13 protein-coding genes are annotated in these 15,131 nt (G+C 47.6%); 9 read left to right on the top strand and 4 right to left on the bottom strand.

Annotation, left to right across the window (positions count from 1 at the left end; translation table 11 throughout):
- Positions 1-61: 61 nt before the first annotated feature.
- Positions 62-1,174, bottom strand: a complete 1,113-nt coding sequence (locus HMPREF2909_RS08010; protein WP_071415864.1) for an alpha/beta fold hydrolase — start codon at positions 1,172-1,174, stop codon at positions 62-64.
- Positions 1,175-1,838: 664 nt separating this feature from the next.
- Between HMPREF2909_RS08010 and HMPREF2909_RS08005 the strand changes: the two genes are divergently transcribed.
- The 7 genes from HMPREF2909_RS08005 to pknB are packed head-to-tail and all read left to right on the top strand — an operon-like array spanning position 1,839 to position 10,739.
- The gene (locus HMPREF2909_RS08005; RefSeq protein WP_071415863.1) at positions 1,839-2,537 is read left to right on the top strand and encodes an FhaA domain-containing protein; all 699 of its coding nucleotides are present in this window, start codon (positions 1,839-1,841) and stop codon (positions 2,535-2,537) included.
- A 14-nt stretch (positions 2,538-2,551) separates the two neighbouring features.
- Positions 2,552-3,136: an FHA domain-containing protein FhaB/FipA gene (locus HMPREF2909_RS08000; protein WP_071415862.1), complete on the top strand. Its 585-nt coding sequence runs from the start codon at positions 2,552-2,554 to the stop codon at positions 3,134-3,136.
- 15 nt (positions 3,137-3,151) lie between these two features.
- Positions 3,152-4,786, top strand: coding sequence for a PP2C family protein-serine/threonine phosphatase (locus tag HMPREF2909_RS07995; protein ID WP_071415861.1), 1,635 nt, complete (start codon positions 3,152-3,154; stop codon positions 4,784-4,786).
- Positions 4,776-6,227 carry an FtsW/RodA/SpoVE family cell cycle protein gene (locus HMPREF2909_RS07990; RefSeq protein WP_084797320.1) on the top strand — a complete coding sequence of 484 codons (1,452 nt, stop codon included), beginning with the start codon at positions 4,776-4,778 and terminating at the stop codon, positions 6,225-6,227. Before HMPREF2909_RS07995 ends, HMPREF2909_RS07990 begins: the two co-directional genes overlap by 11 nt.
- On the top strand, positions 6,224-7,690 hold the full coding sequence (locus tag HMPREF2909_RS07985) for a peptidoglycan D,D-transpeptidase FtsI family protein (protein ID WP_049187504.1): 1,467 nt from the start codon (positions 6,224-6,226) through the stop codon (positions 7,688-7,690). Before HMPREF2909_RS07990 ends, HMPREF2909_RS07985 begins: the two co-directional genes overlap by 4 nt.
- The gene (locus HMPREF2909_RS07980) at positions 7,687-8,700 is read left to right on the top strand and encodes a serine/threonine-protein kinase (protein ID WP_071415860.1); all 1,014 of its coding nucleotides are present in this window, start codon (positions 7,687-7,689) and stop codon (positions 8,698-8,700) included. Before HMPREF2909_RS07985 ends, HMPREF2909_RS07980 begins: the two co-directional genes overlap by 4 nt.
- Positions 8,697-10,739 (top strand): Stk1 family PASTA domain-containing Ser/Thr kinase, encoded by a 2,043-nt coding sequence (gene pknB / locus HMPREF2909_RS07975; protein WP_084797319.1) that lies wholly within the window; start codon positions 8,697-8,699, stop codon positions 10,737-10,739. The genes HMPREF2909_RS07980 and pknB overlap by 4 nt, the downstream gene beginning before the upstream one ends.
- 308 nt (positions 10,740-11,047) lie before the next feature.
- Here pknB and HMPREF2909_RS07965 read toward each other — a convergent pair whose 3' ends face one another.
- Together HMPREF2909_RS07965 and HMPREF2909_RS07960 are read right to left on the bottom strand one after the other, a co-directional pair.
- Complete coding sequence (locus HMPREF2909_RS07965; protein ID WP_071415858.1) at positions 11,048-12,169, bottom strand: class E sortase; 1,122 nt, start codon at positions 12,167-12,169, stop codon at positions 11,048-11,050.
- Between the two features lie 21 nt (positions 12,170-12,190).
- Complete coding sequence (locus HMPREF2909_RS07960; RefSeq protein WP_071415857.1) at positions 12,191-12,955, bottom strand: DUF881 domain-containing protein; 765 nt, start codon at positions 12,953-12,955, stop codon at positions 12,191-12,193.
- 92 nt (positions 12,956-13,047) lie between these two features.
- On the opposite strand from HMPREF2909_RS07960, the gene crgA reads away from it, so the two are divergent.
- Positions 13,048-13,518, top strand: coding sequence for a cell division protein CrgA (crgA, locus tag HMPREF2909_RS07955; RefSeq protein WP_021617290.1), 471 nt, complete (start codon positions 13,048-13,050; stop codon positions 13,516-13,518).
- A 51-nt stretch (positions 13,519-13,569) separates the two neighbouring features.
- On the opposite strand, the gene HMPREF2909_RS07950 is transcribed toward crgA, so the two are convergent.
- Entirely contained in the window at positions 13,570-14,361 is a 792-nt protein-coding gene (locus HMPREF2909_RS07950; RefSeq protein ID WP_071415856.1) for a rhomboid family intramembrane serine protease, read from the bottom strand.
- Between the two features lie 147 nt (positions 14,362-14,508).
- Here HMPREF2909_RS07950 and HMPREF2909_RS07945 point away from each other — a divergent pair, with 147 nt between their 5' ends.
- A complete protein-coding gene (locus HMPREF2909_RS07945; protein ID WP_071415855.1) occupies positions 14,509-14,739 on the top strand; it encodes a hypothetical protein in 231 nt (76 codons plus the stop codon).
- Positions 14,740-15,131 lie beyond the last annotated feature (392 nt).

The following is a 15,131-nucleotide window of genomic DNA, read 5'->3' as shown; positions in this document are numbered from 1 at the left end:
AAATCAAGCAATCCGAGCGTTTTCACAGAATCATCGCAAAGTGTCAGATTACTGAGAAGTGTCACGCTTTGTCGGCTTCCTTGTCGGCTGTGAGGAACTCCAACATCGCTACGACCATATCGCGCACAACTTGCGCTTGCTCAGCCTCGAGCTCGTGACGCGCACCGTTCATGCGCACCTTCTTAATCTTGGTATTGCACGCGCCCGCAATGAACGCGTCCTGCTGCTCGTCACTCACCCACGCATCGTTTTCGGCTTGGAACAACAGCATAGGCGCGGTTATGCGCTCTCGGTTCTGCTGGTTCTGCAGGTAGGCGTTGAGCTTAAGGCTCTGCTTCACCCAGTTATACGAGGCTGCGTACATTTGATTTGTCTCTAGCATCAGGCGGCGCTTGTGCAGCCAGAGCGTCCGCGCATGGCTGAGCCCTTTAGCGTATTCCTCGTCGAAAGTTTGATTGAACTCTTTATCCGGGTGCACGAAAATTTGCTTCTTGCTCGCAAAGAATGCGCCCAAGTTCGCGAAAAGCTTGGTAAGTGATGGAGACAGCGGACTAAGCGAGGCAATCATTGGTGCGGTGAGAACATACTTATCGACCAAATCTGGCGCGTGCTCGGCCAGTGCTGCTGCAATACCGCCTCCCATCGAATGGCCGTACACATATACTGGGGCTTCCTTGCTAAAGATAGATTGCGCATGAGGGCGCACAATGGTGCGGATTAACTTTTCGGCATCCGCAACGTAGCGACGGAAATCGTCAATCCAGATAAGGCCGAGATTTGCCACGTCGCGTGGCGAACGACCCTGACCGCGGTGTTCCAGAATGTAGATATCGAAACCCGCCTGCCAGTAGTAGTATGCCACTTCCATAAAATGATCAATCATTTCCGTAAAGCCCGGCAAAATGACGATGGTCGGCGTATTCTCTTGCGGATTTCGGCTCAGGTAGTGCACGTAATGTAGCTTGTTGCCGTTTTCTGCGACGACTGGGGTTGGGGCCGCAACAAGACCGTTAAAGTCTTCTGAGGTCGCGACATCGAGCCACCCTTCGCGCGTAGACGCTTCGAGCACAGCTTCCACACCACGCATGCCGATACTGTAGGATTCGTCGGACGTGTCGTCCAGGAAAGTGACGCCAAACTTCGCAGCGCGTTCATCTAGTTGCACCATGGTCATCACTACTCCTTGTACTCCATCTCTTTGCGTCTTGTGTGCGTGTTTGCGTATGCTTGCTTGGGCGCTTGCGACACTTGTACGCTTGCGGCGCTCCCACTTCCCTTATGCCTCTTATAATAGCCCGATTTCGATTACACAATATAAATATTCCAACTATGCGCGTGTTTTTGGTGGATTTTGGTGTGTGAGTACTGGTTGTGTTGTGGTGAGCGTCGCATTACTCACGAGTTGCTCGCCACAGCTTTTCTGGTGGCGTGAAAAGTGAACTGAAAAGAGAATCGTCTCCTACGGCTGCAAAAACGCGATTTGGGACCAAAATCATGGCGTGGAAAGTGATTGACTTTACGACTCGTCACTCGCGACCAAAAACAGCACCTCACACGGTCGTGGAAAAACGAGCTGTAAAGTCAATCACCCCTCACGCTATCCGCAGACAAACACCACCGCAAATCACCGCGCAACCCAGTAAGTTGTGTTGGGCGTGTAAGAATGCGCGCAAAAATCCCCAACCTCGCGCTTTTTGCACTACAAATGTAAGAAGTTGAGACAAAACGGTGGAGCAGTGCGCGCATAGCATGATAGCCGCTAGGCTCCGCAAACGCGAATAACGCACGCACACCGCACACCGCATGCAAACGCGTAAGAACTCTATGAGGAGGACACGATGGGATTCCTTGATCGCTTGGAAAAGAGTGTTGAAGGCGCTGTTGAGGGCGCGTTCTCTTGTTTCGGCTCTAAAGATTTGCAGCCAGTCGATTTATCCAGCGCCTTGGAGCGCGAAATTGATTCTCAAAGTATGAGTGTGGGTCGAGACCGCACGGTTGCTCCGAACGAGTACCGTATTAAGCTATCTACCCCAGACTTCGATAACATCGAGAAGTGGGGCAGCGAGACCTTAGCCAATGAATTGGCCGACAACCTCACGAAGTATGCAGAAAGTCAGCACTACGCTTTCGTTGGCCCAGTTGTGGTCATCTTCGAGGAAGACCTCACCTTGGCTAAGAGCGACTTCTCGGTGTCCTCCGAATCCGTGCAGGGTAACGCCGCACCTCTAACCACGAATAACGGCACCAAGGAATGCCCAGTACTCGAGATTAACGGCCGCCAGTACCTGCTCACCGCTCCAAAAACAGTTATCGGCCGCGGTTCTACCAGCGATATTGTTATTGACGATCCAGGTATCTCTCGCAATCATTTGGAAATCGATATTACCGATAGCGGCGTTGTTGCACGCGATATGGGCTCTACCAACGGCACATATGTTGAAGGACATCAGACTCCGGCTGCTACACTTCTGGATGGAAATACTATTACTATTGGTCGCACACGCATCCTGTTCTGGTCTAGTGCAGCCACGGAGTAGACTCTTTTAGTACTATGACTGATTTAACTTTTGCCATACTAAAGTACGGCTTTTTGATTGGCTTATGGCTTTTCGTATGGCTAGCCGTGCGTGCGATTAACCGCGATGTTGTGTCTTTAGCACCACATCGTTCGAAACGTCGTTCTAATCGCGAGCGCGATAAACACATGGTAACGGTGGGAGCGAATGGTCCCGTGGTAGTTCCTGCACAAGATGGTGTGCCATCAAACACACCAAACACACAAACATTAGCAACTCCAGCCACCGCTCACATATCGAATCCAACGAACGCAACGAACGCGCCTGAGCCAGCAGTGCTCACCATTATTGATGGTCCACTGTCAGGCACTACCATGCCGTTAAGCGCTGGATCTATTTCCTTAGGGCGTGCAGCAGATAATAATCTTGTGCTGGATGATGAATTTGTGTCCTCTCACCACGCTCGCATTTTCTTCGATACAGCTTCCAATCAGTGGGCTGTAGAAGATTTGAATTCCACTAATGGCACAAAAGTTGCAGATCAACCGATTCACAGCGTATGTCTACTTCCGCCAGGAGTTCCTGTGCGCATTGGCGCTACCACGTTTGAATTGAGGTAGCCCGTGGCATTACACATGATTTCCACCACAGTCTCCGATATTGGTTTAGTACGCAAAGATAATCAAGATTCTACTTTTGCAGGCGCACGTCTGGTTGCTGTTTGCGACGGTATGGGCGGTCACGCTGGCGGAGACACTGCTTCCACAATTGCTATTCGTTCTTTAGCGCATATTGAGAATATTCCTCTTGTTATCAACCCGTCGAAGGCTGTGGACGATGTAGCAAGTATGCTCACCACCTCCATTATTGCTGCGCATGACGCTATTGTGGGCAAAGCACGCCGTGAAAAAGCCCTTTCTGGTATGGGCACTACTGTTACCGCTATTGCTCTGGTAGGAGAATATTGGGTTATTGCTCATATTGGCGATTCACGCGCTTACCTTGTGCGAGATAGCGAAATTGTGCGCGTTACTAAAGATCACTCTTATGTGCAGCATTTAATTGATGCTGGACGCATTACGATTGATGAAGCCAAATCCCATCCTCAGCGCAATGTTGTTATGCGCGTTTTGGGTGATTTCGATATTGATCCTCGTCCAGATATTTCCATCCGCCACGCGCAACTGGGCGACCGCTGGCTGTTATGTTCTGACGGTTTAAGTGGCGTGGTCAGCGATGAATCTTTACGCGATATTCTTCTTACTCATCCTCACGCCCAAGAATGCGCGCAAACCTTAGTAGGTTTAGCGGAAAAAAGCGGTAGCACCGATAATATTTCTGTAGTTATTGCCGATTCCTATAGCGCCGATGACGAGAATATTCCTACAGCATTATCGAATTCTTCCGATGAAATGTGCTTAATTGCTGGCGCGGTAAGCACACAACCGCAGCCTATTGCAGATACTCTCAATATGCTCGTAGCCATTGCGCCTCGTTTCGTGCCAGACGATATTTTGCAATCTCCTGCTGTGCGAGCAGCTCAACTCACCGCCAAAGCGCATGAATCCAAAGAGCAGAACTCCGAAGATGCCGATACCTTATTTGGCGTTGCCACAATTCATGAGCATGAACACAACGACTTAATTGCTGATGATTTCGATGCGCGCTATGAGATTGAGCGTATTGTACGCCCTAATACCATGCTGAATAACGAGAACGATGCCGATGGCATTATGGAAGCAACAGGCGAAATTCCAGTTGTTACGAAGCATGACGGCTCAGTGGTTGACGATCCTCATGATCCCGATGTAAGGGATGCTATGAAGATGCAAAAAATCACGGATGCTCATAATCAGCATCGCTCTACCCGCATACGCCGTATTATCTGGTTCGTTATTACCGTTGCAGCCATTATTGCAGCAGGTATCGGTTGCTGGCTCACATATAACTGGAGTCAAAGCCGTTACCTTATTAAAGATTCCAACGGTCAAGTAGCCATTTATCAGGGCGTGAATACGGATGTTTTCGGATACTCCTTAAATCACGTTCTCGAAAAAACTAATGTAGACATGCGCGACCTTCCTCAAGGCTGGCAAGATCGCATTAGCAAGGGAATTGAGGCGCAGAACTACAAGGATGCGCGCAATACTATAACAAGCATTCAAAAGCAAGCGTCGAGCGCGAACGAAAACAGTACCGAAAAGAGTACCGAGAACAGTAAAGACACAGATAATAAGAGCAGCGAACAGGCAGGCACAGATGAAAACTGATAAATCTGAGTTCTTCCATCGCTTAGTACTTCTTCTGCTCGTCGCCGCTTTAAGCGTTATGGGTTTTATGCAGATGTTCGAAAAAGTTGCCGGACATATTCCATCGCGCTATGGCATCTCTTTAGCTATTGTCGCCGTGCTCTGCTTGGTGCTGTGGGTTGTGCTGCTTACGGTTAAACCGTACGCCAATCAGAACTTCTTCTTTGGTGTTGTTTTGCTGAGCCTTATTGGATGTATGGAAATCATCCGTATTGACTACGAAAACGTTGCGTTAGACCGCGAAACTTCTGCCGGTGCGAACCAAGTTCTGTGGCTTATTTTGGCGCTCGGTTTAGCAAGCGTTCTGCTTTTTAGCATTAAAGACTATAGGGTCTTTAGAAAATTCAGTTATATTTCCATGATTATTGGCTTGTTCTTGCTATTTTCGCCGATGATTCCAGGTGTAGGAGCCTCTATTAATGGCGCTCGTATTTGGATTCGCGTAGCAGGACATAGCATTCAGCCAGCTGAATTTGCCAAGCTTTTTATGGCTATTTTCTTCGCCTCTTATTTGTTTGACCACCGCGACCAGCTTGCTGTGGGCGGTAAAAAGATTGGCGCTATGCATTTGCCTCGACTGCGCGATTTTGGTCCTATTATTGTGGCGTGGGCAGCTTGTATGGGCGTTCTTGTTCTGCAAAAAGATTTGGGAACGGGGCTGCTGTTCTTTGCTATGTTCGTGTGCATGCTGTATGTAGCAACAGGACGTATCAGTTGGATTATTATTGGTCTTATCTTCTTCCTCGCTGCCGCTTTTGCCGCAGTACATCTGTTTAGTCATGTGGGAAATCGTGTTGATGCATGGCTGAACCCCTTTAGTCAGCGCGTCTATACAGCTCCTGGCGGTTCTCAACAGCTTGTTACTGGTATTTTTGGTTTAGCATCCGGCGGATTATTAGGCACTGGTTTAGGCGAGGGATATCCGGCATTGACTCCTTTAGCTAATTCTGATTTTATTTTCTCCTCTTTAGGCGAAGAACTTGGTTTAGTAGGTGTTTTTGCTATTTTTGTTATATATATTGCGATTATTGGCACAGGCATTATTACCGCTATAAAAGTTAAGGATGGTTTTGGCAAGCTTTTGGCTTCAGGTCTCGTCTTTACTATGGCTTTTCAAGTATTTACAGTAGTAGGTGGAATTACTTTAGTTATTCCACTGACTGGTTTAACATTGCCTTATATGGCAGCGGGTGGTTCCAGCCTTATTGCGAACTGGATTGTGGCAACTATGCTGCTCATTATTTCTCATCAAGGCAATAAACCTGAAGAAGAAATGGGATTCGATACCCTCTCGCTCGCCCTCGAAGCTGTAAACGAAAAGAAAACACGTGAACAGCAATCAGCGCCTCGCGCCCTAACTTCAGAAACAATCAGCGTTGTACAGAAAGGAGAAGAACAATGAACCGCACAGTGCGTCATATTTACTACGTTGTTATTTCTCTTTTCGTGGTTCTCGGTATCTCATCAAGCATTCTTATGGTCGTACGAGCAGAAGCGCTCAACGCTGATCCACGCAATACCCGCGCTCTGTATCATGAATATGCTCAACCGCGCGGCTCTATCTTAGCTAGCGATGGCAGCGTTCTGAGCAGTTCGGCTGAGTCGCAAGATATTTTTAAGTATCAGCGTTCATACTCAAACGGGCCAGTTTATGCTCCTGTTACCGGTTATTTCTCTGTATCTGTACGTGCAGATCGCGGTTTAGAAGCTTCGCGTAATATCCAGCTTACGGGTGATTCAAGTTCGCTGTGGCTCTCTAAATTGCATAACTTGCTGACGGGCGCAAAAAACTCTGGCGCTATTATTACCACATCCATCAATCCTAAGCTACAAACTTTGGCATATAATCTGCTCGAACAAGGCGGTTATGATGGCGCAGTGGTTGCTATGGAGCCAACAACAGGACGTATTTTAGCAATGGCATCTACGCCAAGCTACGATCCGAATGCTCTAGCTAGCCACGACACATCTGCTGTATCCGATACCTATTCGTCGTTGACGCAGAGCGCTTTTAGTCCGCTGATTAATCGCGCTACCCGTCAGCTCTACTCTCCAGGATCAACTTTTAAGGTTGTGGTGGCTGCAGCAGCTTTGGAGTCAGGTGAATACAACCCAGATACCATGATTCCAGCTGGAGCTTCATACACACTTCCAGGAACAGAAACGAACTTGCCAAACGTAACGTATCAGGGTAATGGCGTAAACGGGCAAATTTCTTTGAATGATGCTCTCACCTACTCCTCTAATACTGCTTTTGCGCAGTTGGGAGTAAGTTTAGGTAAAGATAAAATCAACGCCATGGCTAAAAAGCTTGGCTATGGAAACACGATTAATATTGATGGTTCTGACAGCCTTGGCTTGCCTATGACGGCTGTAGCATCTCAATTCCCTACGAATTTGAGCCCTGACAAGCTGGCTTTAAGCTCTATTGGTCAGGCGGATGTAACAACAACTCCATTGCTTAACGCAATGATTGCTTCTACTGTGGCAAATAATGGCGTGATGGTGAAGCCTACTTTAGTTGATTCTGTGCGAGCCAGTGATTTATCGGTTATCTCAGAACGTAGCACCACTGTTTTGTCGAATGCTTTTAGCTCACAAACAGCCGCTAACCTGACTAGCATGATGCGCTCGGTAGTCGATAACGATACGCCAACTCTTAAAATGAATTCTGTACCTATTGCCGCGAAAACAGGAACCGCACAGCTAGGTAACGGAACTAATAATGGATGGATGATGGGCTTTGCTCCTGCTGATGGTAATCCAAAAATTGCTATTAGTGTTGTTTTGCACGGCATATCTGGCTATGGCATTCAAGAGGCGGGACCAATTATGCGTTCTCTTATCCAGGAGTACCTCGCATGAAACTAGTAGAAGGACAGTTAATTCATCGTCGCTACCGCTTAGACAAGCGGTTAGCTCAAGGCGGCATGGGCGAAGTATGGCGCGGTCAGGATATGGAAATTAACCGCGATGTGGCTATTAAAGCAATGCGCGCCGATTTAACCGTAGATGATTCCAAGCTTCGTCGTTTGCGTGCTGAAGCACGAAATTCCGCGAATTTGGCTCATCCTAATATTGCTGCGCTTTTTGAATATTACGAAGACAACGGCATTGGGTATTTGATTATGGAGTATGTGCCTAGCCCAAGTTTGTCGGAGATTTTTAAGAAGCGCGGAGCTATGCCTGCTACTGAGCTTTTGCCTATTTTGATTCAAACAGCTCGAGGATTATTCGTAGCTCATTCTCACGGTATTATTCACCGCGATGTGAAGCCTGCAAATATTATGGTTTCGCGCACCGGAGAGGTAAAAATTACTGATTTTGGTGTCTCCTACTCCACTGATCAAGGTCAAATTACGCAAGATGGCATGGTTGTGGGAACTGCACAGTATATTTCTCCTGAGCAAGCTCAGGGACAGCAGGCTACCCCGCAATCTGACCTCTACTCTTTGGGAGTGGTTGCCTATGAAGGCTTGTGCGGACATCGCCCATTTACAGGTAAAACACCGGTTGATATTGCTGCCGCGCATGTGAATGAGCCTGTTCCTCCTCTGCCTGATTCTGTGGACTGGCAGCTGGGCGAATTTATTTTGAGTATGCTTGCGAAGAATCCTGCAGATCGTCCTGAGAATGCGTTAGTTATTTCGCGGACTTTAGCCAAAATTGAGCGTCGATTACTCGACCATGAGGCTTTGGAATCTTCGAAAGATTACGACCCGTATCCGTATGAACGCTCCCACAAATGGCGCGAAACAACAGCTCCACAAGAGACAGTACCGCCGCGCATCATACGTAGCGAAGAACATTATCCACGATTCATATATACAACAGACTTAATTCATACAGCAGACGCGAAGGAAGGTGAACGATGAGTATTTTTACACCATCGACTCTCTCCCATGGACGATACACCGTTGGCGATCTGATTGGACACGGTGGCATGGCAGAAGTGCGTAAGGGAATTGACACCCGATTGGGACGTACTGTAGCCATCAAGATTATGCGCTCAGATTTGGCAAACGATCAGACCTTCCTTAAGCGTTTCCGCTTAGAAGCACGCTCGATTGCTCTTCTGAATAATCCGAATATCGTGTCTATTTTCGATACTGATGAGGAAGAGATTACCGACCCTGATACTGGTCGTACCGTGCGTGTGCCGTATATTGTGATGGAATACGTGAAGGGACAAACCCTGCGCGATATTTTGAAAGTAAATGGCGCACTAAACCAGCGCGATGCCAGCCAGATTATGCTTGGTATGCTCAATGCTTTGGAATATTCGCACCGCATGGGCATTATTCACCGCGATATTAAGCCGGGCAATATTATGATTAGCGAGCAGGGCGCGGTTAAAGTGATGGACTTTGGCATTGCCCGTATGCTTGATGATTCCGCCACAACGCTGACTCAAAACCAAGGCGTTGTGGGAACTGCACAATATTTGAGCCCTGAACAGGCTCGCGGCGAAGTGGTAGATACCCGTTCTGACTTGTATTCCGCAGGCTGCGTGCTCTATGAAATGCTGACTGGTCGCCCACCATTTACGGGTGACTCCGCTGTGGCTATTGCTTACCAGCATGTGAGTGAAGTGGCTACGAAGCCAACCGAGGTTATTCCAGCGCTGGCTCCTATTTGGAATGATGTTTGTGCTAAAGCGATGGCGAAAGATCGCACACAACGTTACGGCACTGCAGCGCAGTTCCGTAAAGATATTGCCACTATTGCTGCTGGAGGAACGCCGGTTATTGAGGGTGTGAATACGGTTGCGCCGTTGGCTGCGGCTGGAGTTGCTGGGGCGGCTGGAGTGGGCGGCGCGGGCGATGTAAACGCTACCCAGGCCTTGCCATCGACCCAAACAATCCAGATGAATGCTACATCTTCGTTTAATAGCGATGATATGGCTAATTTGGCGCACTCCACTGCTGCAGCCACCCCGCCTCAGAGTCGTGCACAGCAGAGGCAAGCAGCCCTTGCAGCTAAGCAGAAGAAGCGTAAGAAGCTTATTGCTATCTGGTCTACAATTACTGTTATTGCGCTTATTCTTGCCGGTTTGAGCGGATGGTGGTACGTTTGGTACAACGCACAGGGCATTGTACCAACCATTACGTCTTCTATGACTCAGGCACAGGCTCAAGAAGCGGTGGAGAAAGCTGGGTTCGTTTTCCAAGCTGAAACCGACAACGACTCCACAGCTGATGCGGGAACATTTACGAAACAGTTGCCAGAAGGTGGACAGTCCGCGGCTAAGGGAAGCACTGTTAAGGTGTGGTTCTCGGCAGGGCCGCAGTCTGTGGCTGTTCCAGACATCACCTCTATGACCCAAGATGAAGCTCGTTCCACTCTGGAAAAGGCAGGGTTCAAGGTAGGCTCGACCTCTGGCGAAGATTCCGACAGCATTGAAAAAGACCATATAACGCGCACAGACCCTGCTGCGGGCACCAACGCTACTAAAGGCACCACAGTGAAGCTATTTGTTTCATCTGGTAATGCTGTGGTTCCAACGGGTTTGACCGGACAGACTCAGGATGCGGCTACGAAGATTTTGTCGGATCACCATTTCTCTGCTGTGGTGAAGGAAGGCGACTATAACGATACGGTTCCAGCCGGCTCGGTTTCCAGCGTAGACCCCGGTGAAGGAACTTCGGTTGCACAGGGATCTTCTGTAACCCTGATTATCTCTAAGGGGCCGAAGCCAGAAGAGAAGGTGAACATTAATTCGACTGACTATGTGGGGCAAACATTCAAGAATGCTAAGTGGGCGCTTGGTGTGGTTGGTCTGACCGGGAATGCGCAGACGGGGGAGAGTCCCGCAGATGATGCGAAGGTTACGCATATCTACTACAACGGTACGGAGATTACTCAAGCAACTGAAGTACCGAAGGGCGCTACTATAACTCTGAGCGCTAAATAAGTAGCATCAAGGAGAAGCTCCTCTTATTCTCAACATTATGAGTAAGAGGAGCTTCTCATATCTCGACCAGCGCACGGGATGTTATACCAAAGCAAGATTGAGGAAGGTCTTGTCGAGTTTTGTGTGCTGTATCTTTCACCGCTATCGATAGCGCTACTCGTTAAAGCTGCTCGGCTCATCAAATCGCAGCTGGTAAAAGCTTTGCCATTCACTGCTAAACTCAGATATGAAAGATACGGTAGAAAACGCAGAGCGTGGAGGTGCAAGCATCCGCTCACAACCTCCACGCTCTGGCTAGAAATCAGCTTTTAACCTACCGCCGCATAATTTGATGACACCTGCAAATACAGCACGTGCACAGATAACCATGGATATCCCCACTGGAACAGCGCAGCAGTAAGAGCCACCACAATCAAAAGTGCCAACACAATACGCACAGGAAGAATGCCCGGCTGAGCACGCATAAACCATCCAAAGAGGCTGAATACCTGGCGCGATTCCTCACGCTCACGATAGCTACGAATAGCAGGCCAGCGCCACGCCACAGCAGCAGCGATGGCAATAACTAAGTAAATAACAAGAATCCACAAGAAAACAGAACTTAGATCAGGAATGCGCGATGCTAAAGATCGCACGGAATCTGTAGTAAAGCTGACCTTACCAGACGCATCTTTCTGCGCCAAAACGCTCGGCACACCGTCAGATACCTTCGACCAGCTCACCAACTTGCCATATACAATCAAGCGATGTGTTGCGGTCGTATATTTTGGCTCACACGTGGTCAAAGTAATATAACGCTCAGTAGGTTCGGCATTAAAATGACCAGGGACTGCAGATAACACTTCTACGCTATCCGGAAGAACTATTTCTGTTTTATCGTATTTGTACACGTACCAGTAGTTTTCCGTACGCATCACAATAAAATCGCCGTTAGTCAGTTTATCCGCGTTACCCAAAGGCTCACCGTATCCAGCGCGATGACCCGCCACAGCAAAATTACCTAACTGTCCAGGTTTTTGCGTTTCGGAGTAATGTCCCAAACCGTGACGTACCAGCTGAGCATTATCTGTGCCCTCTACTACCGTTCTGCTCCAATCCTGTCCAAAACGTGGCACATAGAGCTTTCCCAGCGTATCGCCATACTTCCAGTTGGTCTGCTCTACAGGCGCGGTATCTGGGGAATTATCAGGAGCAATGCTGACGCTACCGTTTTTGGACGCAGGAGCAGTCCACGAAGATGTCGTGGAATCATGAAGCTGAACTTTCTCCGCTTCAACTCCTGTCCACCATAATTGCCAAGCGATGTACAGCGCACACACAGCAGCAAAAATAAGCAAAACTTCTCCCACAACACCGAAAATAGTATTCAGCGTGCTCGGATTACTAGCGTTTTTCTGATTTCGTATATGACTACCGTTAGTTTTCGCCATAATAGGGGTACTCCTTAGGTGTTATTTTTCGTCACGAACAGCAACAGCATACTTCATAGGCTGCGTAGATGTGGTTATTTCAGGAAAATGCAGATTTTGCTTTTCTTCCAGTTGCCACCCCAAGCCGTCTACTTCCACATACTGCTTGTAAATTTTTATTGTCTCCGAATCATTTATTGTAGTGTGCAGTCGGTCTATGTTGCCAATAGCTGAAATTTTGTACGGCGGCGCAAAGTGCTTGCCATTAAGAAGCAAAACATTACCCACACATTTTATAGCTGAGGTCGGTAATAGTCTTTGGTCTTGCACAGTAATAGCTTCAGCACCGCCAGCCCACAGCGTATTAACAACAGCTTCAATATCTTGCTGATGAACGACGTAATCGTTCGGATTAGCATTTTTATCTTTCGAAGCAGTATCCCATTTAGGAGAATCATCAAGAGTAACTGTTACGCCTTTTCCTGATAAAGCTGGCAATTTATTGACTGCTACATCAGGATCATTCGTCGTGTTCTCGGTGTCTGTATCGCCTACAACATTTTTGAGCGTTTCAAGTTGAGCAGTTTTTGTATCGATATCTTTTTGCAGTTTTGCAATTTTTTTCTGACGACTGGCAATAACCTCGTCTGTGTTTGAGCGATAAGTATTATCTGCGTTCTGCACGTTTGTGAGGATGATCCACCCGACAAGCGCAAAAGAAACGAAAGTAGCTATAGATCCGATAAGACCTGAACGTCGAGAATGACGACCACGATGTTGAAAAACTTGATGACGAGGAGTTCTCATGATTAGTAGAACCTCCCATCATAAAGACTCGTTGGCGAATTCCCACGCTTTTACTACTATATCTATTAGCGTAAACTAAAGGAGAAGCTTTCATGGCTGAAAACGAAGAAACCGTAGACACTGTTGAGGAGCTGAACACCTCTGCACCTGAAGCAGCGGACAGCGAAGTTAACGATGTTGATGTTGACGATGTTGCTGAGGAAGCAACAGAAGAAGTAGAAGAAGAATTATCTTCTGAGGAGCTTGCCGGTATTCGTGCTGCTGAAGCTCTCAAGAAGACCTTAGATCATCCTGAAACTTTGAGCCCTCGCGTGCAGGCTGCTGTAAAGCGCACCGAAGAGGAAACCCGTCGCGTGGAGAAGGCTGTGGAAGGAACGAAGTCGAATCCATCATGGTTCGTACCTCTGTTTAGCTTCTTCCTCGTTTTGGGACTTATCTGGGTGATTGTTTACTATATCACTCCAAATAATGGTTACCCAATCCCAGGCATTGGTTACTGGAACTTAGCTATTGGCTTTGCCATTATGATGATTGGTTTTGTGCTCATGATGTCTTGGCACTAAAAAGTACTACGAATAAGCGCTGAACTCTTTGTCAGTTCAGCGCTTTTCTTTTTAGAAGAACAAAGCAAAAACCAAGCGTGCAGACCATGCGATAAGCAGAAGAACAGTCATAAAAGTACCGTAAATCGCCATACGCTTGTTAATACTTGCTGAACGCCATATTGGTAAGCCGCGCATCATCAAAGTAGAGAGCGCTGCACCAGTTATAAATCCTCCAAGATGTGCCTGCCATGCTACATTGCCGAAGAAAATAGGCACGAAAAGCATAATAAACAAAAACAGTAACATTCCTTGAGAACGCGAACCTATGCGGTTGTATACGGTCATCATAGCGCCAAACAGACCATAAATAGCGCCGGACGCACCCATCACAGCAGATATTGCAGCGCCATGCCATAGCACGTATGCCACACTACCGCCTAAAGCACTAATCAAGTACATACTTAAGAAAGCCCTATGCCCCAGTAACTTTTCTAACTCCTTGCCCACAAAATACAAGATGAGCATATTCATCAAAATATGCGTAAATCCTGTATGCATAAAAGCTGAAGTGAGCAAAGTCCAAGGATAGAAAAGTGAATAACCAGAAATAAGTGCGGTATGACTCGTAAAAGTAGCACTTGCCACAGGGAAGAGTTTCAAAACCTCTTGCATTACAAAAACGAGTAGATTGAGCGCAACAATAGCTTGCGTAATATTTGGCCCGTTCAAACGCCAATTATTTGACCATACGCGGGCAAAACGTTGCCACCGTTGCGAAAAATTTTGCTGAGGTCTATGAGGGTTACGCGGATCCCACGGACCTGCAGGACCTGATGCTCCAGGAGTAAAAGGATTTGCCATGTGACTATGGTAACTGGTGCACTTCGCCCTGAGCCGTAAAACATCGTCTTAAAAAATCACAAAAGCACACCACTTTCACAATTAGGGAGTAGAATGTAGAACATAAGTCACCGCTGATGGTGAGTACTCGGACGGAAGGAGCACTCTATGGAGAACAATCGATCTGGTAATGGCTGGAAGTTCTTCGCGCTGCTTTTTGGCGCTTTGCTCGCAGGCGTCGTAGGTTTGTACATTTACAGGCAGCAGAATCCAGAGTATGATCCATGGGAAGAACCATGGGAGAACTCTTCTTCTCCTGTCGATTTAGGCAACGGCGCAGCTAAAGAAGTTGCTGCAGAATTTGATGAAGTTGCAGATAAAGATACAGACGAAGAGTAGCCAAGAAATCTAGTTGTTACTTTTTTTCGGTAATGCGGAGGAGCCCCTCGCTTTTAATTCTTGAAAGCTTGAGATTTATTCGTGAAGGTGACTGAACCATTACCCCAGTCTCGTGAAGAGGGCAGTCTGTAAAGACATAAAGGCCGTGAGGTCACAAGGAGACGTGCGAGCGCCTCCTTTTTGCATGCGTGAGCGGTTTCTGCGTTGCGGGGAGCGCGGGAGTATCGCGGTTCTTGGGTTTTTGGTGGGGTTTTGTGTGAATGGTTCGTGAATCGTGACTTAGTGAGGTACTCCATGTTTCACGCACCCAGGAGCATTCATTCCACTCTAATTTTGGGAAGATCTCTTGCTCTGGCGCCATTCTGCTTAACCGATTCATACACCTGTTATGC

This window comes from Alloscardovia sp. HMSC034E08, assembly GCF_001813415.1.
Taxonomy (GTDB): Bacteria; Actinomycetota; Actinomycetes; order Actinomycetales; family Bifidobacteriaceae; genus Alloscardovia; species Alloscardovia omnicolens.
This window is presented reverse-complemented; position numbering and strand designations above follow the sequence as displayed.